24 protein-coding genes and 1 pseudogene are annotated in these 23,750 nt (G+C 71.5%); 13 read left to right on the forward strand and 12 right to left on the reverse strand.

Annotated features, from left to right (window positions below):
• Positions 1 to 9 precede the first annotated feature (9 nt).
• The 3 genes and pseudogenes from DEJ30_RS02460 to DEJ30_RS02470 all read right to left on the reverse strand — a co-directional run bounded on the left by DEJ30_RS02460 (position 10) and on the right by DEJ30_RS02470 (position 2,504).
• Positions 10 to 972 carry an acetamidase/formamidase family protein gene (locus DEJ30_RS02460; RefSeq protein ID WP_110858949.1) on the reverse strand — a complete coding sequence of 321 codons (963 nt, stop codon included), beginning with the start codon at positions 970 to 972 and terminating at the stop codon, positions 10 to 12.
• Positions 973 to 1,102: 130 nt separating this feature from the next.
• Complete coding sequence (locus DEJ30_RS02465) at positions 1,103 to 1,372, reverse strand: hypothetical protein (protein WP_110858880.1); 270 nt, start codon at positions 1,370 to 1,372, stop codon at positions 1,103 to 1,105.
• 11 nt (positions 1,373 to 1,383) lie between these two features.
• Positions 1,384 to 2,504, reverse strand: a pseudogene (locus tag DEJ30_RS02470) (anion permease).
• On the opposite strand from DEJ30_RS02470, the gene DEJ30_RS18455 reads away from it, so the two are divergent.
• From DEJ30_RS18455 to DEJ30_RS02485, 4 genes are all read left to right on the forward strand, one after another.
• Positions 2,434 to 2,589: a hypothetical protein gene (locus tag DEJ30_RS18455; RefSeq protein ID WP_258369788.1), complete on the forward strand. Its 156-nt coding sequence runs from the start codon at positions 2,434 to 2,436 to the stop codon at positions 2,587 to 2,589. The pseudogene DEJ30_RS02470 and the gene DEJ30_RS18455 sit on opposite strands and share 71 nt — an antisense overlap.
• 38 nt (positions 2,590 to 2,627) lie before the next feature.
• Complete coding sequence (locus DEJ30_RS02475; RefSeq protein WP_110858950.1) at positions 2,628 to 3,497, forward strand: alpha/beta hydrolase; 870 nt, start codon at positions 2,628 to 2,630, stop codon at positions 3,495 to 3,497.
• Between the two features lie 131 nt (positions 3,498 to 3,628).
• Complete coding sequence (locus DEJ30_RS02480) at positions 3,629 to 4,678, forward strand: biotin/lipoate A/B protein ligase family protein (protein ID WP_110858881.1); 1,050 nt, start codon at positions 3,629 to 3,631, stop codon at positions 4,676 to 4,678.
• A gap of 166 nt (positions 4,679 to 4,844) precedes the next feature.
• On the forward strand, positions 4,845 to 5,174 hold the full coding sequence (locus DEJ30_RS02485; protein ID WP_110858882.1) for a hypothetical protein: 330 nt from the start codon (positions 4,845 to 4,847) through the stop codon (positions 5,172 to 5,174).
• A gap of 28 nt (positions 5,175 to 5,202) precedes the next feature.
• On the opposite strand, the gene DEJ30_RS02490 is transcribed toward DEJ30_RS02485, so the two are convergent.
• Positions 5,203 to 5,493 carry a GNAT family N-acetyltransferase gene (locus DEJ30_RS02490; RefSeq protein WP_027465074.1) on the reverse strand — a complete coding sequence of 97 codons (291 nt, stop codon included), beginning with the start codon at positions 5,491 to 5,493 and terminating at the stop codon, positions 5,203 to 5,205.
• 127 nt (positions 5,494 to 5,620) lie between these two features.
• Between DEJ30_RS02490 and DEJ30_RS02495 the strand changes: the two genes are divergently transcribed.
• The 3 genes from DEJ30_RS02495 to DEJ30_RS02505 all read left to right on the forward strand — a co-directional run bounded on the left by DEJ30_RS02495 (position 5,621) and on the right by DEJ30_RS02505 (position 8,968).
• The gene (locus tag DEJ30_RS02495; RefSeq protein WP_110858951.1) at positions 5,621 to 6,511 is read left to right on the forward strand and encodes a site-specific DNA-methyltransferase; all 891 of its coding nucleotides are present in this window, start codon (positions 5,621 to 5,623) and stop codon (positions 6,509 to 6,511) included.
• 101 nt (positions 6,512 to 6,612) lie between these two features.
• Positions 6,613 to 8,421: an alpha/beta hydrolase gene (locus DEJ30_RS02500; RefSeq protein ID WP_110858883.1), complete on the forward strand. Its 1,809-nt coding sequence runs from the start codon at positions 6,613 to 6,615 to the stop codon at positions 8,419 to 8,421.
• A 40-nt stretch (positions 8,422 to 8,461) separates the two neighbouring features.
• Positions 8,462 to 8,968, forward strand: coding sequence for a hypothetical protein (locus DEJ30_RS02505; protein ID WP_071248253.1), 507 nt, complete (start codon positions 8,462 to 8,464; stop codon positions 8,966 to 8,968).
• Positions 8,969 to 9,084: 116 nt separating this feature from the next.
• Here DEJ30_RS02505 and DEJ30_RS02510 read toward each other — a convergent pair whose 3' ends face one another.
• The 8 genes from DEJ30_RS02510 to DEJ30_RS02545 all read right to left on the reverse strand — a co-directional run bounded on the left by DEJ30_RS02510 (position 9,085) and on the right by DEJ30_RS02545 (position 18,364).
• On the reverse strand, positions 9,085 to 11,571 hold the full coding sequence (locus DEJ30_RS02510) for an MDR family MFS transporter (protein ID WP_110858884.1): 2,487 nt from the start codon (positions 11,569 to 11,571) through the stop codon (positions 9,085 to 9,087).
• A gap of 223 nt (positions 11,572 to 11,794) precedes the next feature.
• Positions 11,795 to 13,414, reverse strand: coding sequence for a phosphoglucomutase (alpha-D-glucose-1,6-bisphosphate-dependent) (pgm, locus tag DEJ30_RS02515; RefSeq protein WP_110858885.1), 1,620 nt, complete (start codon positions 13,412 to 13,414; stop codon positions 11,795 to 11,797).
• A gap of 145 nt (positions 13,415 to 13,559) precedes the next feature.
• Complete coding sequence (locus DEJ30_RS02520; protein ID WP_110858886.1) at positions 13,560 to 13,805, reverse strand: hypothetical protein; 246 nt, start codon at positions 13,803 to 13,805, stop codon at positions 13,560 to 13,562.
• A gap of 126 nt (positions 13,806 to 13,931) precedes the next feature.
• Entirely contained in the window at positions 13,932 to 14,594 is a 663-nt protein-coding gene (locus DEJ30_RS02525; protein ID WP_110858887.1) for a bifunctional 2-polyprenyl-6-hydroxyphenol methylase/3-demethylubiquinol 3-O-methyltransferase UbiG, read from the reverse strand.
• Entirely contained in the window at positions 14,591 to 15,268 is a 678-nt protein-coding gene (locus DEJ30_RS02530) for a DUF2064 domain-containing protein (RefSeq protein WP_258369777.1), read from the reverse strand. Before DEJ30_RS02530 ends, DEJ30_RS02525 begins: the two co-directional genes overlap by 4 nt.
• Positions 15,265 to 16,014: a glycosyltransferase family 2 protein gene (locus tag DEJ30_RS02535; protein WP_110858888.1), complete on the reverse strand. Its 750-nt coding sequence runs from the start codon at positions 16,012 to 16,014 to the stop codon at positions 15,265 to 15,267. The genes DEJ30_RS02530 and DEJ30_RS02535 overlap by 4 nt, the downstream gene beginning before the upstream one ends.
• Before the next feature lie 386 nt (positions 16,015 to 16,400).
• Entirely contained in the window at positions 16,401 to 17,471 is a 1,071-nt protein-coding gene (locus DEJ30_RS02540) for an NAD(P)-dependent oxidoreductase (RefSeq protein ID WP_110858889.1), read from the reverse strand.
• Positions 17,468 to 18,364 (reverse strand): MTAP family purine nucleoside phosphorylase, encoded by an 897-nt coding sequence (locus DEJ30_RS02545; RefSeq protein WP_110858890.1) that lies wholly within the window; start codon positions 18,362 to 18,364, stop codon positions 17,468 to 17,470. The genes DEJ30_RS02540 and DEJ30_RS02545 overlap by 4 nt, the downstream gene beginning before the upstream one ends.
• Positions 18,365 to 18,470: 106 nt before the next feature.
• Here DEJ30_RS02545 and glp point away from each other — a divergent pair, with 106 nt between their 5' ends.
• The 6 genes from glp to DEJ30_RS02575 all read left to right on the forward strand — a co-directional run bounded on the left by glp (position 18,471) and on the right by DEJ30_RS02575 (position 23,747).
• Positions 18,471 to 19,715 (forward strand): gephyrin-like molybdotransferase Glp, encoded by a 1,245-nt coding sequence (glp, locus tag DEJ30_RS02550; protein WP_258369778.1) that lies wholly within the window; start codon positions 18,471 to 18,473, stop codon positions 19,713 to 19,715.
• Complete coding sequence (moaC, locus tag DEJ30_RS02555; RefSeq protein WP_110858891.1) at positions 19,712 to 20,230, forward strand: cyclic pyranopterin monophosphate synthase MoaC; 519 nt, start codon at positions 19,712 to 19,714, stop codon at positions 20,228 to 20,230. Before glp ends, moaC begins: the two co-directional genes overlap by 4 nt.
• Entirely contained in the window at positions 20,227 to 20,742 is a 516-nt protein-coding gene (locus DEJ30_RS02560; RefSeq protein ID WP_110858892.1) for a molybdenum cofactor biosynthesis protein B, read from the forward strand. The genes moaC and DEJ30_RS02560 overlap by 4 nt, the downstream gene beginning before the upstream one ends.
• The gene (locus tag DEJ30_RS02565; protein WP_181419962.1) at positions 20,739 to 21,179 is read left to right on the forward strand and encodes a molybdenum cofactor biosynthesis protein MoaE; all 441 of its coding nucleotides are present in this window, start codon (positions 20,739 to 20,741) and stop codon (positions 21,177 to 21,179) included. The genes DEJ30_RS02560 and DEJ30_RS02565 overlap by 4 nt, the downstream gene beginning before the upstream one ends.
• Before the next feature lie 154 nt (positions 21,180 to 21,333).
• The gene (locus DEJ30_RS02570; RefSeq protein WP_110858893.1) at positions 21,334 to 21,732 is read left to right on the forward strand and encodes a PLDc N-terminal domain-containing protein; all 399 of its coding nucleotides are present in this window, start codon (positions 21,334 to 21,336) and stop codon (positions 21,730 to 21,732) included.
• 167 nt (positions 21,733 to 21,899) lie between these two features.
• Entirely contained in the window at positions 21,900 to 23,747 is a 1,848-nt protein-coding gene (locus DEJ30_RS02575) for an ABC-F family ATP-binding cassette domain-containing protein (RefSeq protein WP_110858894.1), read from the forward strand.
• Positions 23,748 to 23,750: the final 3 nt, after the last annotated feature.

Here is a 23,750-nt window from a genome sequence, read left to right on the forward strand (position 1 = left end):
CTCCCGGCCTCAGTGCCGCGCGTCCGTCAGGATCGCGTCGTGCGGGAGCAGGGCGTGCACGCCCCAGGTGCGGTTCGCGACCTGCGTGATGCGCATGCTCACCGCCACGCTCGCCATCGCCAGGGCCTCGGCGCGGCCGATCCCGTGCAGCCCGGCGATCCAGTCGACCATCCGGTCGAGCGCCGTGGCCGTCGCGACGTTGAGGTCCGCGTCGAAGCCGAAGGTGATGCGTCCGGCGGGGGTGTCGGCGTGCACACCCTCGACCGGAGCCCGGTCGAGGAGCGTCAGGGTCATCGTCGTGGTCATGCCGCACTCGACCGCTGTTCCGGAGACCTCGCCGTCGCCCTGGGCCGCGTGCCCGTCGCCGACGTGGAGCAGGGCGTCCGGCACCGTCACGGGCAGGTACAGGGTCGAGCCGGCGATCAGCTCGCGGCAGTCGACGTTGCCGCCGCCGACCGTGCGGGGCGGGATCGTCGAGTGCTCCCCGGTGGGCTCGGGCGGGACGCCGACGACGCCGAGGAACGGTGCCGTCCGCACCCCGAGGCCGAGCTGGTTCACGGCGACTCCGGCGGACACGTCGATGTCCCAGAGCAGCGGGCCGCGCGACGCCGGATCGGTCAGGCCGAGTGCGCGGTTCACCGGTGAGTCGACCCCGCCCGAGGCCGTGTAGCCCCAGTCGTCGGGCACGAGGTCGTCGAAGTGCACCGCCAGGAGCATCCCCGGACGTGCTCCCGCGACGGCGATCGGCCCGACCAGGCAGTGCCCCCGGCGCGGGTCGATCAGGGTCGGGGCGTCGAGGCCCGGGCCCGGCTGGCGTTCCGTGTAGCCCGCGGCGCTCAGGGTTCGGACGGTCACCGTGTCGCCCGGTTCCACGGTCAGGACCGGCTGGCGTTCGGCGGTGAAGACGTCGACGGCGGACTCGACCGCGGTGTCGAGGTGGTGGTGGGTGGTCGCGTTCGTGTGGTCGGTCACCACTCGATCATTCCGGGCGTACCTGGTCGAAACGGGCGTACCTGGTCGGAACGGGCGTACCTGGTCGAGAGTTTCGACCAGGTACGCCCGATTCCGCTTCCCAGCGCGAGCGCTCTTGGAAGGAACGTCCTCAGTGGAACTGGGGGATCGTCAACCAGACGCCCGCCAGGACCGCGGCGACACACACGGCGAAGCACAACACCGCACCCGCCAGGGCGACGGGCGGGGTGTGCCCGGAGCGCGGGTTCTCGTCGGAGTACTGGGTGCGCTCGCCGCCCGCGTCGTCCGGCTGCCCCGTCCCGAGCAGCCGCAGGCCGAGCGTGTACACGAGCACCAGGCCCACGGCGGCCACGAAGCCGACGCCGGCGACGGTGCCGATCGCGGTGAAGTCGATGTCCATCGTCGTTCCCCTCAGTTCGTCACGCCGGTCGGCTGCGGCTCGCTCTGCTCGGACGGCCCGGACTCGGTGGTGATGTCCTCGTGCGAGATCGGCTTGCGCTTGGCGAGGACGGAGAAGGTGAGCCCGCCGGCCAGGGCGAGGACCGCGACGAGCACCAGCCCGAACGCGGAGGTCGACGCGAGCCAGGTCGCGAGCGCCCCGACCACCGCAGCGGCGGGCAGCGTGATCACCCACGCGACGACGATGCGGCCGACGACCGACCAGTGCACGTCGGCGAGCTTCTTGCCGAGGCCCGAGCCGACGACCGCGCCGCTCGTCACGTGGGTCGTCGAGAGCGCGAAGCCCAGGTGCGACGAGATGAGGATCGTCGCGGCGGAGCTCGTCTCGGCGGCGAAGCCCTGCGGCGACTGCACGTCGGAGATCTTCTTGCCGACGGTCTGCATGATCCGCCAGCCGCCCGTGTACGTGCCGAGGCCGATCGCGAGTCCGCAGGCCAGGATCACCCAGAGCGCCGGACCGGTGCCGGCGGCCTGGTAGTTCGCGGCGATGAGGGTCAGCGTGATGACGCCCATCGTCTTCTGCGCGTCGTTCGTGCCGTGTGCGAGCGACACCAGCGACGCCGAGATCGTCTGCCCGTGCCGGAACCCGGTCGCGGCACCGTGCGTCGTCGCGTTCTTCGTGAGCACGTACGCCAGGTACGTAGCTACCAGGGCGATCACCCCGGCGATGACCGGGGAGAGCAGCGCCGGCAGCACGACCTTCGACACCACCGTCGCCCAGCTGATCGAGTTCAGCCCCGCCCCGATGATCGAGGCGCCGATGAGCCCGCCGAACAGCGCATGGGTGGACGACGACGGCAGCCCGAGGTACCAGGTCGCCAGGTTCCAGAGCACCGCGCCGACGAGCCCCGCGAAGATCATCGTGGGGGAGATGTGGATGCCGTCCTGCCCCTCGCGGATGATGCCCTGCGACACGGTCTTGGCGACCTCGGTCGACAGGAACGCGCCGACCACGTTGAGCACCGCGGAGATGAGCACGGCGGTCGGGGCTTGAGTGCTCCCGTGGCGACCGACGTGGCCATGGCGTTCGCGGTGTCGTGGAAGCCGTTCGTGAAGTCGAACACGAGGGCCACGACGATCACCAGCGTGACGATGACGATGACGTCCATGCGCAGGACGGTAGGCCCGCCCGGAACCCCCTGCGTGAACGCCGGGTGAACAGGTCCGGGATGGAGCGCGTCTGCGAAGATGCGGGTGTGCCCACCTTCTCCGCCGCTCGCGGCGACGCCTCGTTCACCGACGCCCACGGCGTCGAGATCGTCTACTCGACCTGGCGTGCGGCGCGGCCGAAGGGCGTCGTGCAGATCGCGCACGGGGTCGGGGAGCACGGGCTCCGGTACGAACCGCTCGCGCAGGACCTGGTGCGCGCCGGCTACACCGTGCACGCCAACGACCACCGCGGGCACGGACGCACCGGGCTGACCCAGTGGGACGGCGACCACACCAAGCTCGGTCGGCTCGGCCCCGGCGGCCTGCGCGCGGCGATCGCTGCGGTGGAGCAGATGAGCGCGGTCGCGCGGGCCGACGAACCCGGGCTGCCGCTCGTGCTGCTCGGGCACTCGTGGGGGTCGCTCATGGCGCAGCGGATCGTGAACACCTCGTCGGACCGCTACGACGGCGTCGTCCTGTCCGCGAGTGCCTACCGGCTGCCCGGCTGGATGAACAGCGGCGACCTCAACGCCCGGCACGCGGGGTCGGGGCCCACCAAGTACGAGTGGCTCACCCGCGACCGGAAGATCATCGACGCCGTCGCGGTCGACCCCCTGGCGGTCGAGGCCGACGTCATCGGGCTGTTCGGGCTCGCCGACACCCTCCGACTGCTCGGGGTCCCGCGACGGGGCATCCCGCACGACCTGCCGATGCTGCTGCAGGTCGGCTCCGACGATGCCCTCGGCGGGCCGCGCTCCGTCGAGCGACTGGCGCAGGCGTACCGCCGACGCGGCCGGCTGTCCGACGTGACCGTGCAGGTGTACGAGGGCGCGCGGCACGAGGTCTACAACGAGACGAACCGCGACGAGGTCGTGGGCGACCTGGTCGCGTGGCTCGACCGGGTGACAACGCGCTGACGGCGCTCGCCGCGTCCTGCGACGCGACCGGTGGCGGACTGGAGGCCCGTCGCGACGCCGCCACGGGTCTCCAGTCCGTCACCAGGCCGGCCCACTGCCGGGCAGTCGGCTGTCCGGAATAGGGTTGCGGCATGCACGGTGAGTACAAGGTCCCCGGAGGCAAGCTGGTCGTCGTCGACCTCGAGGTCGTCGACGGCACGATCCAGCAGTTCCGCCTGGCGGGTGACTTCTTCCTGGAACCCGACGACGCGCTGCCGCTCATCGACGCGGCCGTGAACGGGCTCCCCGCCACCACCGACGCCGCGGGCATCGCCGCAGCCGTGCGCGCGGCCCTGCCGACCGATGCGGTGCTGCTCGGCTTCACGCCCGAGTCCGTCGGCGTCGCGGTGCGCCGCGCGCTGTCGCGGGCCTCGACCTGGCGCGACCACGACTGGCAGATCGTGCACGAGGGGCCGATCAGCCCGAACGAGCACCTCGCGCTCGACCAGGTGCTGACCGAAGAGGTCGGTGCCGGCCGTCGCGGTCCCACGCTGCGCATCTGGGAGTGGGACCAGCCGGCCGTCGTCATCGGCTCGTTCCAGTCGCTGAAGAACGAGGTCGATCCCGCCGGCGCCGAGAAGTACGGCGTGCAGGTGGTCCGACGCATCTCCGGCGGCGGCGCGATGTTCATGGACGCGGGCGCCGTGATCTCGTACTCGCTCTACGTGCCGTCCGACCTGGTGCAGGGCATGACCTTCGCCGACTCGTACGCGTTCCTCGACGAATGGGTGATCGAGGCGCTCAAGTCGCTCGGCATCGAGGCGTACTACCAGCCCCTCAACGACATCACCTCGACCAAGGGCAAGATCGGCGGGGCCGCACAGAAGCGCCTCGGCACCGGTTCGCTGCTGCATCACGCCACCATGAGCTACGACATGGACGGCAAGAAGATGGTGCAGGTGCTGCGCATCGGGCGCGAGAAGATGAGCGACAAGGGCACCACCAGCGCCGCGAAGCGCGTCGACCCGCTCCGCTCGCAGACGGGGCTGTCCCGCGCCGAGATCATCGAGCGGCTGATCGGCACCTTCACCCGCCTGTACGGAGCGACCGAAGGGCACGTCACCGAGGCCGAGCGGGAGCGGGCGCAGGAGCTGGTGCGGACGAAGTTCGCGACGAAGGAGTGGCTCGAGCGGGTGCCGTGAGCCCCGTTCCCGATCGACGGTGGACGCGACGGCCGGACCTGAGGGGGACGTTCCGGCCGCCGCTGACTCGAGTGTGCGCCTCGACCTCATGAACCAGACGTGTGGATGATGAGAATCCCCCGCGCGGCTGATCCGCTCGCCGCGCGGCCCACGTAGCGTCGCTGCCGTGAACTGGTTGATCTTCCTGGGGGCGGTGGCCGCCGTGGCCGTCGTGGTGTGGATCGCCGATCGCATGGGGTGGATCGACCTGTCGAACAAGTCCCAGCGGAGCGGTGGATCCGGAGGCATGGTCGGGATGCTGGACGAGGTGTTCGCACCGACCCGGCACGAGACGCAAGCCGAGTACGAACGGCAGGCACGCCTGCCGAAACAGGCCCCGTCGCCGGCAGACGACGACCACGACCTGCTCAGCGGCAGCGTGCTCATCCGGGTGCCGACGGTGCGGAGCGCCGGGCGGCACGAGGCCCGCGCCGGGACGCACGACCGCTCGTACTGAGGGGGTTGCTGCGCGACCTGCTGCTCGCTCAGCGCGTCGTGAGCTCCTGGTAGTCCGGGTGCCGCTCGATCCACGCGTGCACGTAGCTGCACTGCGCGACGACCCGGCGTGACGAACTCGCGCGCACGTCGTCGAGCGCGTGCTGCACCAGGATCGACGCGTGCCCACCACCGCGGTGCTCGGGATCGACCTCGGTGTGCACGAAGCGGATCTCGTCGCCGTCGATCTCGTACGCCGCGAGGCCGATGACCTCGCCGTCCTCGATCAGGGAGTACTGCTGCTTGTCGGTGTCGTTGCGGACCTCGGGTGCTGCTGCCATGCACTCGACCGTACGCCGGGGCCTGGACGTGCGCTCTGTGCTGCACGCCTGCTTCGTGTGCTGCGCGTCCGCTCGGTGCGGTGCGGTGCGCGTCGAGCGTGCTCGCTCGGTGCGCGACAATGGGTCCGTGCGCAGGGGAGACGACCGAGGCCCGGACCGCGTCGTCCTCGGCGACGCCCTCGACGTGGTCCCCGCGTACCCGGACGGCTCCTTCACGCTGGTGTACCTCGACCCGCCGTTCAACACCGGCCGGTACCAGCGGCGGCACGCGACGTCCGCCGTGCCGAAGGCCGACGGTCCCGTGATGGGGTTCCACGGCCGGACCTACGAGCGGGTGCGCGGCGACCTGATGCGCTTCGACGACCGGTTCGAGGACTACTGGTCGTTCCTCGAACCCCGACTCATCGAGGCCTGGCGGCTGCTCGCCGCCGACGGCACGCTGTACCTGCACCTCGACTACCGCGAGTCGCACTACGCCAAGGTGCTGCTCGACGCGCTCTTCGGCCGCGAGTCGTTCCTGAACGAGATCGTGTGGGCCTACGACTTCGGTGCCAAGTCCAAGACGCGCTGGCCGACGAAACACGACACGATCCTGGTCTACGTGAAGGACCCATCGCGGTACTGGTTCGACTCCGAGGCGGTCGACCGCGAGCCGTACATGGCGCCGGGGCTCGTCACCCCCGAGAAACGCGAGCGCGGCAAGCTGCCCACCGACGTCTGGTGGCACACGATCGTCTCGCCGACGGGCCGCGAGAAGACCGGCTACCCCACGCAGAAGCCTGAGGGAGTGTTGCGGCGGATCGTGCAGGCGTCCTCGCGCGAGGGGGACTGGGTGCTCGACTTCTTCGCGGGCAGTGGGACCACGGGCGCCGTGGCACAGGCGCTGGGGCGGCGGTACGTGCTGGTGGACGACAACCCTGCGGCGATCGACGTGATGCGGAAGCGGTTGCCGGGGGCGTCGTTCGAGGTGGCCGGAGCACCGGCGGCAGCGGCGGGGGACGCGGCGCCGGCGGTCTGAGGCGTGGGCAGGGTCCGGGACGGGAGTGTCCGCACATCGTCGTCGATGGGTAGGGTTGAGGCCTCGGCCGTCGATGAGCGGACGCGAGCATCACGGGGGCGATGTTGGGGACCATACCGTTCGACGAAAGCGCGGCGAACCGCCTGATCAAGGCGGCGACTGGAGCGGACATCACGTTGCTGTTCGCGGCTTCCGCCCGTCGATCAGCTGCCGAGGACGCTTCCACTGACTTCTCCGGTGCCTACGCTGACCGCTTCGCCGAAGCTGCGGTGGCCGAAGCCGCTGATCGTGTCCGCCTCGCCGGTGCGCTCGGTCGACTTGCGGACGCGGTGCAGGTCGTCACCGGTGAGGCCCAGCGAGAGCGCGAACGGCTGGCCGCCGTCGACGCCTGGCAGGGACGCGAGACCGCGCGTCAGCAGGCCGACGATGAACCGCTGGGGATCTTCGAGGTCAAGCCGACTCCGATGTTCGACCCGAAGCCCTCGGACATCCCGATCCGACCAACACCGATCTCGGCGTCGTTCTCCGCATCGGACCGTCCGCGAACGGCTGGCGGGTCGAGCATGGGTCGCAGTTCGGCGGACCCCGAGCGGCTCCGGACCTTCGTGGCGTCGGCGCGGGCCTCGGATCGCGGGTTCTCGGAGCATGCGGTGAAGCTGCGGACGGCATGGTCCGGCTTCACGAGCAACTGCTCCTGGGCAGAGGTGTCCAGTTCGACCCTGCTCCCGGGGTTCGACCGGTACCTGCAGGAGAACGCTTCCGATGCAGATTGGATCGAGCGGATAGCGTCCGCGTTCGAACGCGCCGGCGCGATCAGCACGCTCTCGAACTCCGTCCTCGACTTCGCTGCTGCTGCGACGATCCCCCCGTCGTTCCAAACCCTGCTCGCACCCGGGGCCACGCCGGCCGAGGTCGCGGCGACCTGGGCGGGTCTCGGCCTGACGAAGGCGAACGGGGTGGACCTCCTGGCGTTGCCGCCCGAGGTGCTCGCGATGCTCGGGAACCTCGAGGGGATCCCGTACTGGGCACGGAACACCGCGAACCAAGAGGTCCTCGACGACCGTCTCGCGCGCGAGAACCTCGATCCCGATGAGCGCGAAGCGCTGAGGAGCATCCGGGCCAGCTTGGGGGACAACCGGTTCCTCATCTCGTTGACGGGAGACGTCCCGCCCTTGGCCGCCGTCTCGATCGGAGACCTGGACACCGCGACCAACGTCACGTGGGCCGTTCCGGGGATGGGATCCAGTACCAAGACGATGACCGGTTGGGTACAAGCAGCGCAGAACGTCGCGGACGAGCAGGTCAAGGTGGACGGCCCGGGAAACCGTGCGGTGATCGCCTGGATGGGTTACGAGGCGCCTCCAGCGCCGCCTGATCTCGGTGTCTTCAACGAGGACGCGGCCGAGAGCGGTGGGGCGAAGCTGGCGGCATCGATCCGTGGGCTCGACGCCGTTCGTGCCGGCGACATGCCCCGGACGAACGTCCTGGCACACTCGTACGGCACCACGACGGCGTCGATCGGACTGACAGCACCCGGCGTCCACGTCGACTCGTTCACGTCGATCGCGTCTGCCGGCATCCCGCAGACCATCCCGACAGCGCAGGACATCCAGGCTGACCACGTCTACGCGGGGCAGGCCCAGGACACCTTCGTCGGCATTCCCGGGCTGGGCGACCAGTACGCCTACATCGGCAGAGGGTTCAGCGTGCCGTACCGGCTCGACCCGACGAACTCTAGCTTCGGCGCGGAGACCTTCGGCGCGGACGGCGCCGACGGCTTCGACCCGGTGAAGGACCACGGCGTGCACACCGCAAGCGGCAACGGCTACCTCGACCCGGGCACGGATTCGCTGAGGAACGTGGCAAAGACGACGACCGGTCACGGCGACCGTGTGACGCCGGCAGGGTGACATGCTGGACGCCCGACAACCCTACGGAGAACCGACGCCGATGACCGCCCTGAAGCAGTGGATCGCAGTCACCGTGACCACGATCGCGATCGTCGGCACGACTGCCGGCTGTTCTGGAGGACAGATGGAGAACCGACCGACCCAGGAGCCGGCCGATGCGAAGCGCAGCATCCAGCAGCTCGTCGACGACACGACCGATGCGCTCGGTGGGACGTGGACGGTCCAGGAAGGGCCGCGGCTCGGCACGTGCGAGGACGAGCGCGGCGTCGGCGAGGGTGTGAACTACACGTACATCAAGTCGCGCGCTGATCGCGGCGATGTCGAGCAGGGGATCCGGACGCTCGAGAAGCTGTGGGGCGAGCGCGGACTCGACACGAAGCGGTTCTCCGATGCCGACGCGTCCTACAGCGGCGTCGACGGCAGCGGGGACGGCGTGGCGAACATCGGGTTCCAGTCCTCCGACCTCGGCGGGGGCGACACGGTCAGTGGTACCTCGGCGTGCGCTGCCGGGGACTACGTCGAGATGCGCGAGCGAGAGCGCTCGTAGCCTCCGCACGGGATCGTCAGGCGGGCTGAGGCGAGCGGGGTCTGCGACGATCCACGAGTCGTTCGACGCGTGAATCGTCGGAACATGCACACGCACCGAGCGAGCGCCCGCGCCGACTACTCCGCGGAGTGCCGCCCGTGTCCGTGCGCTTCGTCAGCGTCCGGCCGGGAGGCCCGGCTCGCCTCCGCCGCATCGGCTCCGGCCCCGTGGGCGTCCGGCTCCACGACCGGGGCGGCGTGGGCAGCCCGGGTCCGGATGGCACCGGTCGTCGTCGGGGGCTCGTCGACCGGCGCAGCCGCCGAGTGTGCACCGTGCGTCGTGGCGTTCGGCAGCGGCGCGCGGGTGTCGTCGACCCCGTGCGGCAGCACCGAGACGTCCGACGCTCCGGCGGCCCGGGCGGCCCGGGCGGCCCGGGCGGCCCGGGCGGCCCGAGGCTGCACGTCCGGCGACGTCGGCACCTCGGGCGACGTCGGCACTTCGGCGGAGGACGACCCCTGCGGCACCGGCCCGGCGCCGGGTGCGGCGGCGGCAGCAGCTGCAGCGGCGCTCCCGTCCGACCCCGCACCGGCCGCCGTGCGTGCGGCATCGGCCTGCTCCTGCAGCGCCGAGGTCTTGCGGAGCGGCGGCACCCGGAAGAACCACGTCAGCACGAACGCGAGCAGGATCACCGCGAGGCCGACGTAGTAGACACGGACGGCCGAGTCGCTGAACCCGACCAGGAACGGACGGCTGAGCCGGGGGTCCGCCCCGTTCAGGAACGACGTGTCGCTCGTCGCCGAGTCGGTGGAGGAGCTCGCGGCCGAGTCACCGCTCTTGAGCTGCTTGATGAGCGTCGGGGCGACCTGGTCGACGACGTTCTCCCGCTGCGCCTTGTCCGAGTAGTCGATCTGCAGCTTGCCGTCGACGACCGAGGCGTTCGCCTTCGTGGCGGCGGTCTCGAGCGCCTGCTGCTCGGCTGCGGGCTTGGCGTCGTCGATCTGCTGGGCGATGATCGTGTCCGCTGCTGCGGCCGGGACGGTCCCCGCGGCGACCTGCTGCTGCACCGCCGCCGTCACCTGCTTGGTCACGGCGGCATCGGCGGCCTGCTTCGCCTGCGCGGTGCCCTGGTCGAGACCGTCCTGCACGTTCTGCTGCACCGGGTCGACGATCTTCGTCCAGATCTCGTCCATCACGCCCTGGTTCTTCGACGCGTTCGCGACCGAGGGCGTCATCGCGGCGTTGAGCGCGCTCTTCAGGTCGGACTCGTTCTGCATCGCGGCGCTGATGTTCGTCGGCATCAGGGTGAACAGCACGGAGAGCAGGACAGCGGTGCCCATCGTGCCGCCGATCTGGCGGAAGAACGTCGCGGCGCTCGTGGCGACACCGATGTCCCGCGGTGACACCGAGTTCTGCGCGGCGAGGGTCAGCGTCTGCATGAGCTGTCCGAGTCCGAGCCCGATGCCGAACATGCCGAGCATCAGGAACCACAGGGGCCGGTCGGCCGTCAGGAACGTCAGGACCGTGAAGCCGATCGCCGTGAACGCCGTTCCGGTGATCGGGAAGACCTGGTAGTTGCCGGTGCGGGAGATGATCTGGCCGGAGGCGATCGACGAGATCATCAGGCCGAGCACCATCGGCAGCATGGCGAACCCGGACTCGGTCGGGGTCACGCCCTTGACGATCTGCAGGTAGAGCGGGATCGTCAGCATCGCTCCGAACATGCCGAAGCCGACGAGCACGGACAGGATCGCGGACATCGAGAACACCCGCGATCCGAACAGCTTCATCGGCAGGATCGCGTCGTCGCCCATGGCCCGCTCGACGATGATGAACGCGATCAGGCCGAGGGCGCCGATGGCGTAGCAGGCGAACGCGGCGGGGGAGTCCCAGCCCCACTCGCGGCCCTGCTCGGCGATGAGCAGCAGCGGCACGAGCGTGACGATGACGAGCGTCGCGCCCCACCAGTCGATGCGGGGCTTGCCGCGGTCGCCGAACTTCGGCAGGTGCAGGAACGTCAGCACCATGAACAGGGCGATGATGCCGATCGGCACGTTGATCAGGAACACCCAGCGCCAGCCGGCGATGAACAGCAGCTGGTCCGCACCGGCGAAGACGCCGCCGACCAGCGGCCCGATGACGGACGAGATGCCGAAGACCGCCAGGAAGTAGCCCTGGTACTTCGCCCGCTCGCGTGGAGCGAGCATGTCGCCCATGATCGCCAGCGGCAGGGACATCAGACCACCGGCACCCAGGCCCTGCAGTGCGCGGAACCCGGCGAGCATGAGCATCGAGTCGGAGAACGACGCCGCGAACGAGCCGACGATGAAGATGCCGATCGCGGTGATGAAGAGCGGCCGGCGACCGAAGATGTCGGAGAGCTTGCCGTAGATCGGGGTCGTCACCGTCGACGCGATCAGGTACCCGGTGGTGACCCAGGCCTGCTGGTCGAGTCCGTGCAGGTCGTCGCCGATGGTGCGGATCGCGGTGCCGACGATCGTCTGGTCGAGGGCACCGAGGAACATGCCGGCCATCAGGCCGTAGATCACCAACAGGATCTGTCGGTGGTTCATCACGACGTTGGACGCCGTGGTGGGGGCCGCGGGTGCGGTCGCCGTCTGGGTCATGAGCAGGGTCTCCCGGGGTACCGATGCGCTGGCAGAACGATTTTTGCGCTGCCTGCAAAGTTACAACTGCCGCAAGTGCTCGGTCGCGCCGAGACGGCTTCCTGAGTGGATCGGCAGTCACGGTACGCCCAGTGGGCCCCGCTGGCACACGGCCTGGAGGCCCGGCTCGGTTCCGGCGGACGGGCTGCGGTGTCCGAGACCCGCAGCCCGTCCGACGAGGGCGCTAGGCGCCCAGTGCTGCGTCGACGATCTCCTTGGCCTCGCGCTGCACCTGCTCGAGGTGCTCCTGCCCGACGAAGCTCTCCGCGTAGATCTTATAGACGTCCTCGGTGCCCGACGGGCGCGCGGCGAACCACGCCTTGTCGGTGACGACCTTCACGCCGCCGACGGCTGCGTCGTTGCCCGGCGCCTTCGACAGCTTCGCGGTGATCGGGTCGCCGGCCAGGGTGTCCGCGGTGATGGCGTCGCCGTCGAGCTTGCCGAGGCGGGCCTTCTGCTCCTTCGAGGCCGCGGCGTCGACGCGCTGGTAGACCGGGGCACCGAAGCGCTCGGTCAGCTCGGCGTAGAGCTGCGACGGGGTCTTGCCGGTGACGGCGACGATCTCGGACGCCAGGAGCGCCAGGATGATGCCGTCCTTGTCGGTGGTCCACGCGGTGCCGTCGGTGCGCAGGAACGACGCACCCGCGGATTCCTCGCCGCCGAACGCCACCGAGCCGTCGATCAGGCCGGGGACGAACCACTTGAAGCCGACCGGGACCTCCCACAGGCGACGGCCCAGGGACTCGGCGACGCGGTCGATGATGCTCGACGACACCAGGGTCTTGCCGATCGCGGCGTCGTCGCGCCACTCGGGCCGGTGCGCGTAGAGGTACTCGATCGCGACCGCGAGGTAGTGGTTCGGGTTCATCAGTCCGCCGTCGGGCGTGACGATGCCGTGCCGGTCGGAGTCGGCGTCGTTGCCGGTGAGCACGTCGAAGTCGTCCTTGCGGGCAAGCACCGAGGCCATCGCCGAGGGGCTCGACGGGTCCATCCGGATCTTGCCGTCCCAGTCGAGCGTCATGAACGCCCACGTGGGGTCGACCGCGGGGTTCACGACGGTCAGGTCGAGGCCGTAGTGGTCGCGGATGGCGTTCCAGTACGGCAGCGAGGCGCCACCGAGCGGGTCGGCGCCGATCTTCACGCCGGCACGCTTGATCGCGGCGATGTCGATGATGTTCTCGAGGTCGGCCACGTACGTGTTCAGGAAGTCGTAGCGCTCGGGCTCGGAGTCCTCGGTGCGCTGCACCTCGGCGTTGCCGCCCTCGATGATCGCATTCGCCCGGTTCGCGATCCAGCTCGTGGCGTCGCTGTCGGCGGGGCCACCGTGCGGCGGGTTGTACTTGAAGCCGCCGTCGCGGGGCGGGTTGTGGCTCGGCGTGATGACGATGCCGTCGGCCGTGTCCGGGTTGCCGGCGCGGTTGTAGCGGATGATCGCGTGGCTCAGCGCGGGCGTCGGCACGAAACCGTCCTGGCTGTCGGCGAGCACGCGCACGCCGTTGGCGGCGAGGACCTGCAGAGCGGTCTGCTCGGCGGGGGCCGAGAGCGCGTGGGTGTCGCGGCCGATGAAGAGCGGCCCGTCGGTGCCCTGGTCGCGGCGGTACTCCACGATCGCCTGCGTGATGGCGGCGATGTGGATGTCGTTGAAGGCGGTGTCGAGCGACGACCCGCGGTGTCCGGACGTGCCGAACACGACCTTCTGCTCCGGGATCGAGACGTCGGGCACTCGGTCGTGGTAGGCGGCGAGGAGCTCGTCGAGGTCGACGAGGTCGTCTGCGGTCGCTGGGGTGCCGGCGCGGTCGTTCATGCGTCCATCCTGGCATCGGCGGCCCTGGCGCGTTCGGGGGAAGTGCACCGGAGGTCGGGGGAACGCGAGCGAGCGGCCGCCCCACCCGGGTTGAGGGGGGACCCCCGGGGTGGACGACCGCTCGCGGTCTGTGGAGGCGGGTGCCTCAGGCGGTGCGGAACGATCCCGTCGCCGTGCGGAACGAGCCGGTCACGGTGCGCGTCGAGGACGTCGCGGTCCCGGGGCGGCGGAACTGCGTGTCGACGAAGCGTCCGAGTGCTCGTCCGATGCCGGCGCCCGTGTAGCTGCCGATCGGGCTGCGGGTCGCGTCGCCCGTGTAGCTGCCGAGCTCGGCGCGGGTCTCGAGGCCGGTCACGTAGGCGCCGCCCAGGGGGTTCTGACGGTTCTGCATGGGTGCTCCTCGTCGTCGTGCCGAGGTCCGCGGGTCACCGAGCCGGCGACCGCGACGCCGTCGGCTGGATGACCACCACCCTACGCGCTTGTCTTGCATGGTGCAAAACAAGCGCGTGTCGGAGGCTCAGGCGAGCAGCTCGCAGAAGTTCCGGCCCTCGGCCGTCCAGCTCTGCCGCGGGACCATCCCGGCGTCCGCCGCGTGCCGGTGCAGGGCGTCGAGGCCGACCTCGGCCCACGGGAACCCGGCGCTCTCGTTGCCGTCGGCGTCCACCACCCGCGCGGTGTACACGCGGTCGGCCGCGGCTTCGGGGTTCGTCTCGACGATGACCCGGCCGCCGGCGCGCACGATCTCGCGGCAACGGGTGAGCAGGGCCGTGGGGTCGCCACCGATGCCGATGTTGCCGTCGATCACCAGCGCGGTGTCCCAGTGGCCCTCGTCGGGCACCGCGTCGAACACGGAGCCCTGCAGGGCCGTGCCGCCGGCGCGCTGCGCGATGGCCACGGCCTCGGCGGAGACGTCGACACCGAGCGCCGGGATGCCCCGGGACCGGGCGGCGACGAGCATCCGGCCCGGACCGCAGCCGATGTCGATGACCCCGCCGTCGACGTCGTCGAGCAGCGAGCGGTCGACGCGGTCGGCGGCGGCGCTCCAGCGACCGACGTCCATCGTGGTGACGGCGTCGGGCCGGTCGGGGTCGGTCAGGCGCAGGTGGCCGTCGGTGCGCAGGGCACGGGCGTACGGCTCGCCGCCGCCGGCACCGAACGAGACGGGTGCGTGCATGGTCATCGGGTGCTCCCCACGGTCTCGGCACGGAGTGCCCTGGTGAAGTCGGAGTCGGGTGCGAGGTCGGCGACCCGCTCGGCGTCCGCAATCGTGTCGACGTCGAGCAGCTCCCCGAGCACGCCCACGTCGAGTCCGGCGTCGGTCAGGCGTGCGAGCTGCACGGCTCCGGTGTCGTCACGCGACATCGGGACGCCGCGCAGCAGGTCGCCGGTGGGCCGTCGCAGGTACAGCGACCAGAAGCCGCCGTCCTCGGCCGGGCCGAACCAGGCGTCGCGCTCGGCGTCGTCGAACACCGGCGCGAGGTCCGCGGTGGACACCTGCGGGGTGTCCATGCCGACGAGCAGCAGCGGACCGTCGACGGCGTCGAACAGGAACCCGAGGCGCTCGTCCAGGCCGCCACCGGGCTGGCGCAGCACCTCGAACCCCTCGGCCGACGCCGGCACGACGTCGCCGTCGAAGAACAGGACCCGGCGGGCCGCGGGCAGTGCGCGGACGGTCGCCAGGGTGTCGGCGAGGCTCGCGGAAGCGACGCGCGCGGCGCCCTCGGGGGAGAGCGCCGGCGTCAGCCGGGTCTTCACCTTGCCGGGCAGGCACTCCTTCGCCACGACGGCGACGGTCACCGGGACGGAGACGCCGTCGGCTGCAGCGTCGCTGACGTGGGTGGGGTCGACGGTCACGAGCGGGCCTCCTCGACCACGGGGGTGGACTCGGCCGCCTGGCGGAGCGGCCCCGGTGCGACGACCCGGGCACGGGCCTCCCGGCGGTACGCACGGAGCAGACGGGACATGTCGCGCACCGCGTTGATCGTGCCGCGGAGCGTGCCGGTGACCTTGCTGTCGCCGATGCGCTGCGCGTACCCGATGTCGGACTCGTCGACGCGCCAGCCGGCGGCGTGGGCGGCCAGGACCATCTCGAGCGGGTAGCCGCTGCGGCGGTCGCGCAGATCGAGGGAGACGAGGTCCTCGCGGCGCATCACGCGCATCGGGCCGAGGTCGCGCAGTCGGTAGCCGGTCGCGCGGTGCATGAGGACGGCGAGGACGCGGTTCGCGAAGCGCGCGTGCGGAGCCCACGCACCGCGGCCGGTCGGGACGCGGCGGCCGAGTGCCAGGTCGACGCGGCCGCTGGCCACGCGGTCGACCAGGGGCGGGAGCTCGGCGGGGTCCATCGAGGCGTCGGCGTCGCAGAACGCGACGAAGTCGGCGGTCGCCGCGGCGACCCCGGCGGCGCAGGCCGAACCGAAGCCCTTGACGGGTTCCGTCACCACGAGGGCACCGTGGGCGCGGGCGACGTCGGCTGATCCGTCGGTCGATCCGTTGTCGACGACGATGGCCCGGTAGCCCGTGGGGAGCCGCGCGATGACCTTCGGCAGGGCATCCGCCTCGTCGAGGCACGGCAGGATCACGTCGACAGTCATGTCCGTCATTCGGTGCGGTCGGTCGGATCGACGGGTCTGTCCTGGCATGCACTCGACGTAACACGACGACGCGCTGCGGGGTACAGGAAACTGCCGGGTCCTGTTCGTTCAGCGCGTTCTGTGGGAGCGCGGTCCGCAGAACGGGGGACAGAGCGCGCGCGTGGGTCGCGCGAGTGGGTGTCGCAAGACGCCGTCGTGTCGTCGACACGCCGCCGAAGGCGGCGGCGTCTCACGCACCAGGGTGCGTGGTGCCGACACGACGGCGTCTTGCGGAGCCGTCGGGGCGGGGACAGCGGACGGGAGGCGCGGGGCGGGGCCGTCACGGGCCTCCCGTCCGGTGGCTGGTCGCGCTCTCAGGCGCGACCAGCGGCGAACCGCTCGCGCACGCGTTCCGGCTAGCGGACGGCGCTGCGGAGCGGAGCCGTCGCGAAGTCGCGCATGCCCTGCTCGAAGTCCACCTCGGCGTGCCAGCCGAGCTCGGCGGCGATGCGTGCCGAACTCGCCGTGACGTGGCGGACGTCGCCCAGGCGGTACTCGCCCGTGACGACCGGCTGCGGGCCGTCGGGTCCGGCGATCGCGGCGGCCATGTCGCCGATGGTGTGCACGGTGCCGGAGCCGACGTTGTACGCGCGGAACGTGTCCGACGGCAGGTCGGCCGTCGCCGCGATGGACGCGGCGTTCGCGCCGGCGACGTCGTCGACGTGCACGAAGTCGCGTCGCTGGGCGCCGTCCTCGAAGACGCGGGGTGCCTCGCCACGAGCCAGTGCCGAGCGGAACAGGGACGCGACACCGGCGTAGGGGGTGTTCGCCGGCATGCCCGGTCCGTAGACGTTGTGGTAGCGGAGCGCGATCGCGCGGCCTCCCGTGGCACGGGCCCAGCTCGAAGCCAGGTGCTCCTGCGCGACCTTCGTCTGCGCGTACACGTTGCGGGGGTCGAGCGCTGCGGACTCGTCGATCAGGCCGGGCAGCAGGGGCTGACCGTCGGGGCCGATCGGGTCGAAGCGGCCGGCGTCGAGGTCCTCGCGGCGGCGGGCCGGCGGACGGGTGGGTTCCCCGGAGACGGTGGTGTACGCGCCCTCGCCGTAGACGACCATCGAGCTGGCCACGACGAGCCGGCCGATGTCGTGCCGGTCCATGCCGGCGAGGACGTGGGCGGTGCCGGTGTCGTTCGACGAGACGTAGTCGGGGGCGTCCTGGAAGTCCACGCCGAGGCCGACCTTGGCGGCCTGGTGGCACACGACGTCGATGCCGTCGAGCGCGGTGTCGAGGGCGACCCGGTCGCGGACGTCGCCGTGCACGAACGCGATGCCCTGCTGCTGGTGGGCGCGGATGACATCGGCGGGGTCGCCGTGCACGTCGTCGCGCAGGGAGTCGAGGACGCGGACCTCGTGGCCGTCGGCCAGGGCACGGCGGACGATCGCGGAGCCGATGAAGCCGGCGCCGCCGGTGACGAGGAGGCGGCTCATGCGGTGGCGGTGGTGGGCTGGGCCTGCATGATGCTGGCGCTCGCGCTGGTCGGGACGAGTTCGCGCGGGGTGAAGTCGGCGGGGATGGCGGCGACGATCTGGCCGATGGCGCGGACGATGACCTCGTTGGCGCGGGCGAGGCGTTCCATGACGAGGGCGTGGGTGACGACGGCTCCGGCGTCGTCGACGTCGGGGCCGCTGGCTGCGGCTGCGGCCGCGGCTGCGGCCTCGTCCTCGGTCGGGGCCAGGCCGGCGTCGGCGTCGGTGACGAACGACAGGTTCACGGTGGCGATGCCGAGTTCGGCGGCCAGGGGGACCTCGGGCGTCATCGTCATGTTGATCGTGTGGCCGCCGGCCTGGCGGAGCCAGACGGACTCGGCGCGGGTGGAGAACCGGGGACCCTGGATGACGACGCAGGTGCCGGTCGGACGGAACGGCACGTCGAGTCCGGCGACGGCGTCGATCGCCGCGCGACGGAGCGTGGGGTCGAACGGGTCGGCGAAGGACAGGTGCTGCACGTCGTCCTCGAAGAACGTGTCGGCGCGTCCCCAGGTGCGGTCGATGAGCTGGTCGGTCACGACGAAGGTGCCGGGTGCGTAGTCGGGGTGCAGGCCGCCGACGGCGCTCGAGGACACGATCGCGCGGACACCGAGGGAACGGAGCGCCCACACGTTCGCGCGGTGGTTGATGCGGTGGGGGGCGACGGAGTGCTCACGGCCGTGGCGGGTCAGGAACGCGACCCGTCGTCCGGCCATCGTGCCGATGCTGATCGGGCTCGACGTCGGGCCGAACGGGGTCGGGACGTCGAGCTCGTCGGCGGTGCCCTCCTCGAACAGCTGGTAGAGGCCGGAGCCTCCGATGACACCGATCGTCACGGCTTCGTCGTTCTCCACAGGTCCTCCGTTGGTCGTCGGCGCGGGCTGCGCGCTGGATACGCTACTGACGGCGCCACCGGGCGAACCGGGAGCGGCGCCGCCAACCCCCTGTTCGGAGGCACCTGTGCGAACGATCGGTCAGCACCGCGACGACCTGGCGGCGTTGCTCGCGCCGGTGGTGGCGGGCCTCGGAGCAGAAGAACTGCCGATCGACGAACTCGTCGGCGCGGGGCTCGGCGCCGGGCTCGGACACCGTGTGCTCGCGGCGGCCGTCGCGTCGCCGGTGCCGCTGCCGCCCTTCGACAACAGCCAGATGGACGGCTTCGCAGTGCGGGTCGCCGAGGCCGGGCAGCAGGTGCGGGTCGTCGAACCGATCCCGGCCGGCGTGGTGCCCGAACCGCTCGAGCCCGGTACGGCGGCGCCGATCATGACCGGGGCACGGATCCCGGAGGGTGCCGACGCGGTGTTCCCGGTCGAGGCGACCGAGCCCGGTGCGTTCCCGGCGGCGCTCGAGCTGCCGCGGGTGACGGTGCCCGCTGACCTGACCGCCGGGACGTTCGTGCGGGTCACCGGCAGCGACCTGCCCGCCGGTGCCGAGCTCGCTCCGGCCGGTTCCGCGGTCACGCCGGCGCTGCTCGGGGCCCTGGCTGCTGCGGGGGTGACGACCGTGTCGGTGCGTCGACCGCTGCGGGTCCTCGTCGTGTCGACCGGCTCGGAGCTGCAGGGCGCCGACACGAAGGCGGCGACCATCGGCGACGCGAACGGCATCGCGCTTCGGGCGGCCCTGGCCCAGGTCGGTGCGGAATCGCGGACCGTCCGGGTGCCCGACGAGGTCACTGCTTTCGACGGGGCGCTCGATGCGGCCGTGGGGGACTGGGCCGACCTCGTGCTGACCACCGGGGGCATCAGCGCCGGGGCGTACGAGGTCGTCCGACAGGCGCTCGAACCCCGCGGGCTCGCGGTGACGCCGGTCGCGATGCAACCCGGTGGGCCGCAGGCGTTCGGCAGCGTCGTGTTCGGTGGCGACGCCGGTGGCGGTCGCTCCGTGCCCGTCGTGTCGTTCCCGGGCAACCCGGTGTCGGCGCTGGTCTCGTTCGAGGTGTTCCTGCGACCGCTGCTCGCCACCGCCGTCGGGCTGACGCCGGACCGTCCCACCCAGGTCCTGCCAGCGGCGTCCGCTGCCGGCTCACCCGTCGGCAAGCACCAGGTCCGTCGCGGCCGGGTGCAGGACGGGGCCGTGCACTTCGTCGGTGGGCCGAGTTCACACCTGCTCGTGCACTACGCCGCCGCCACCCACCTGGTGCACGTCCCCGTCGGCGTCGACACCGTCGAACCCGGCGACCCCCTGACCGTCTGGAGCCTCCGATGACCGACCCGTCCGCCTCTGACCAGGTGCGGCCCGGACCGTCGCCGACCGACGAGTTGTCGCACGTCCGCGCCGACGGCAGCGCACACATGGTCGACGTCTCCGCGAAGGACGTCACCGACCGGTCGGCCACCGCCACCGCCACCGTCGTCACCCGCCCCGACGTCGTCGCACGCATCCTGGACGGCTCGCTGCCCAAGGGCGAGGTCGTCGGCACCGCCCGCATCGCCGCGATCATGGCGGTGAAGAAGACCTCCGACCTGATCCCGCTGTGCCACCCGCTGCCGATCGCCGGTGTGCAGGTCGACATCACCGGCACCGACGACCGCGTGCTGATCGAGGTGTCGGTCCGCACGACCTCGCGCACCGGCGTCGAGATGGAAGCCCTGACCGGGGCGAGTGTCGCCGCCCTGACGGTGTACGACATGGTGAAGGCCGTCGACCGAGCGGCCGTGATCACGGACGTCCGCGTGCTCGAGAAGCACGGCGGGCGCTCCGGAGACTGGAGCAACCGATGACCGCCGAGCAGCCGACCAGGGGCCGGGCCGCCGTCGTCGTGGTGTCCACGCAGGCCGCCGCCGACCCCGCACTCGACCGCACCGGGCCCGTCATCGTCGACTGGCTGCGCGACCGCGGATTCTCCACGAGCGACCCGATCATCGTCCCCGACGGCGGCGCGATCACCGAGACCGTCACCGCCGAACTCCTGGCCGACGCACGTGTCGTCATCACCACCGGCGGCACCGGGGTCACCCCGACCGACCGGACCCCCGAGGCGGTGGCGGGGCTGATCGACCTCGAACTGCCCGGCATCACCGAGGAGATCCGTCGGCGCGGACTCGCGGGTGCCGGCCCGACCGCGCTGCTCACCCGCGGCGTCGCCGGAGTCACGAACGCGGGTTGCCTGCTCGTCACCCTGCCCGGGTCGCGTGGCGGGGTGTCCGACGGGCTCGCTGTGCTCGACGGTGTGCTCGACCACGTGGTCGCACAGGTGCACGGCGAGGGCCACGCCCCGCGGAGCGCCTCGTGAGCACCACCGAGGCCGCCGTACGTGTCGTGCTCGCCGACGTCGTCGACCGCGACATCAGCGTCGACGAGGTCGCAGCCGCGGTGGCCACCGAGCAGGACGGCGCTCTGGTGACCTTCGCCGGCATCGTCCGTGACCACGACGGTGGCAAGGGCGTCACCGCGCTCGACTACGAGCGGCACCCCAGCGCCGGCGACGTCATCACCGAGGTCGCCCGCACCATCGCCGAGGACCACCCCGACGTCCGGATCGCCGTGCTGCACCGGGTCGGGGCGCTCGGGATCGGGGACGTCGCGCTCGCCGCAGCGGTGTCGTCGTCGCACCGGGCGCAGGCGTTCGCCGCGTGCGGTGCCCTGGTCGACCTGGTGAAGGAGCGCGTGCCGATCTGGAAGCACCAGCGGTTCACCGACGGGACGGACGAGTGGGTCGCGGCGCTGTGACCGCCTCCGCCCAGACCGCGACCGCCGGCCATCGGGCGCGCTGATCCTGCAGCCTCGCCCGCCGGCCGCTCGACGCCCACCCTGAGCACCTTCGCAACCGGGACGCTCGTTCGGGGCATGGTGAGACTCCAAGCGGATCCATAGAATCGCGAACATGAGCGTCTTGCTGCCCGGGATCACCGTCATCCTGCTGGTCTTCGCCCTGATCGACATCCTGACGAAGACGGATGACCAGATCCGCGGCCTGCCGAAGATCGCGTGGGTGATCCTCGTGATCCTGGTCCCCGTCGTGGGCAGCATCGTCTGGTTCGCCATCGGCCACGACTGGGCTCCGGGCGAACGCAACCACGGTCGCTACATCGAGCCCACCCGCCACGAGGACCGGTACGCCACCCTCGGCGACGCCCGCAGTGCCCACGGCGCCAAGCGCGTCACCGGTACCGAGCAGGAGCTCGCCGAGCTCGAGCGCGAGATCGAGTACTGGGAGGCGCAGGCCCGCCTGAAGCGCGCCAAGGAGGCCGCGGGCGAAGGCGACGTCACCCCCGCGAGCTGACCCGGGCCTCCAGGCCGACGCACCGGCGCGCCGCGCCGCCGACGCACCGCGCGAGCCCACGCGCACGGGCCGACCACCTGCACGCGCACCACGCGCACGAGCCAGCCGCACCAGCCGCACCACCCGACCCGCACCCACCACCCCGCCGCGCCACCTACCCTTGACGGGTGGCACATCTCCTCGGCGCCGAGAACCTGCATCTCGAGTTCCCCACCAAGGTCGTCTTCGACAACGTCACCCTCGGCATCGACGAGGGTGACCGGATCGGCGTCGTCGGCCGGAACGGCGACGGCAAGTCGACCCTCCTCGCACTGCTGTCCCAGCGACTCGAGCCGGACGGTGGCCGCGTCACGCACCGCCGCGGGCTGACCATCGGCTACCTGGACCAGCGCGACATCCTCCCCGAGGGCGCGACCGTCGGCAGCACCGTCGTCGGCGACCTCGAGGAGCACGAGTGGGCCGGTGACCCGAAGATCCGCGACATCATCGGCGGTCTGGTCTCGGACATCCCGTGGGACGTCAGCGTCGACGAGCTGTCCGGTGGGCAGCGTCGCCGTGTGGCACTCGCGCGTCTGCTGGTCGGCGACTGGGACGTCCTGTTCCTGGACGAGCCGACCAACCACCTGGACGTCGAGGGCATCGAGTGGCTCGCCGGGCACATCAACCGCCGCTGGTCGTCGAACCAGGGCGGCATGGTCGTCGTGACGCACGACCGGTGGTTCCTCGACGCCGTGTCGACCGACACGTGGGAGGTCCACGACGGCGTCGTCGACCCCTTCGAAGGTGGCTACGCCGCGTACATCCTGCAGCGCGTCGAGCGTGACCGGCAGGCGGCCACGATCGAGCAGCGCCGCCAGAACCTGGCCCGCAAGGAGCTCGCATGGCTCCGCCGCGGTGCCCCGGCCCGCACGAGCAAGCCCAAGTTCCGCATCGACGCGGCGAACGCCCTGATCGACGACGTCCCGCCGATCCGCGACACCGTCGCGCTGTCCCGGACCGCGACCGCGCGCCTCGGCAAGGACGTCGTCGACCTGCTCGACGTGAGCGTCTCGTTCGACGGCACGCAGATCCTCGACCGCATCGAGTGGCGCATCGCACCGGGGGAGCGGACCGGCATCCTCGGCCCGAACGGTGCCGGCAAGTCGACCCTGCTCAACCTGGTCTCCGGTCGGCTGCAGCCGACCAGCGGGCGGGTGAAGACCGGCAAGACCGTGCAGGTCGCGGTGCTCGACCAGCAGCTCGCCGACCTGCAGCAGTTCGCCGACGACCGCGTGCGCGAGGTCGTGGCGCGCAAGAAGACGAGCTACGTCGCCGACGGCAAGGAGATGACGCCGTCGCAGCTGCTCGAGCGGCTCGGCTTCACCTCGGAGCAGCTCTCCACGCCGGTCAAGGACCTGTCCGGTGGGCAGAAGCGGCGCCTGCAGCTCATGCTCATCCTGCTCGACGAGCCGAACGTGCTGATCCTCGACGAGCCCACCAACGACCTCGACACCGACATGCTCGCCGCCATGGAGGACCTGCTCGACACCTGGCCGGGCACCCTGCTGGTCGTCAGCCACGACCGGTACCTGCTCGAGCGCGTCACCGACCAGCAGTACGCCGTGCTCGGCGGGCACCTGCGGCACCTGCCCGGCGGCGTCGACGAGTACATGCGTCTGCGCGAGGCCGGCACCGGTGGCGGGACCGCCTCTGCGGCTGCCGCCGCGTCTGCCGGGAGGCCCGACACCGTCGGCGGGACCGGCTCGGCCGGTGCCGTGGCCGGGTCCACGGCCGCCGGTGCGTCCGCCCTGTCGGGAGCGGACCGGCGGACCGCCGAGAAGGAGATGTCGGCGCTCGACCGGAAGATCGCGAAGGTCGGCGCGGACCGCAAGAAGCTGCTCGACCAGTTCGCGACGCACGACCAGTCCGACTACTCCGGGCTGGGGGAGCTGCAAGCGAAGCTCGCGGAGCACGAGGCCGAGATCGAGCAGCTCGAGGAACGCTGGCTCGAGGTCGCGGAGCTGCTCGGGGTCTGAGGC

This window comes from Curtobacterium sp. MCPF17_003, assembly GCF_003224385.1.
Taxonomy (GTDB): domain Bacteria; phylum Actinomycetota; class Actinomycetes; order Actinomycetales; family Microbacteriaceae; genus Curtobacterium; species Curtobacterium flaccumfaciens.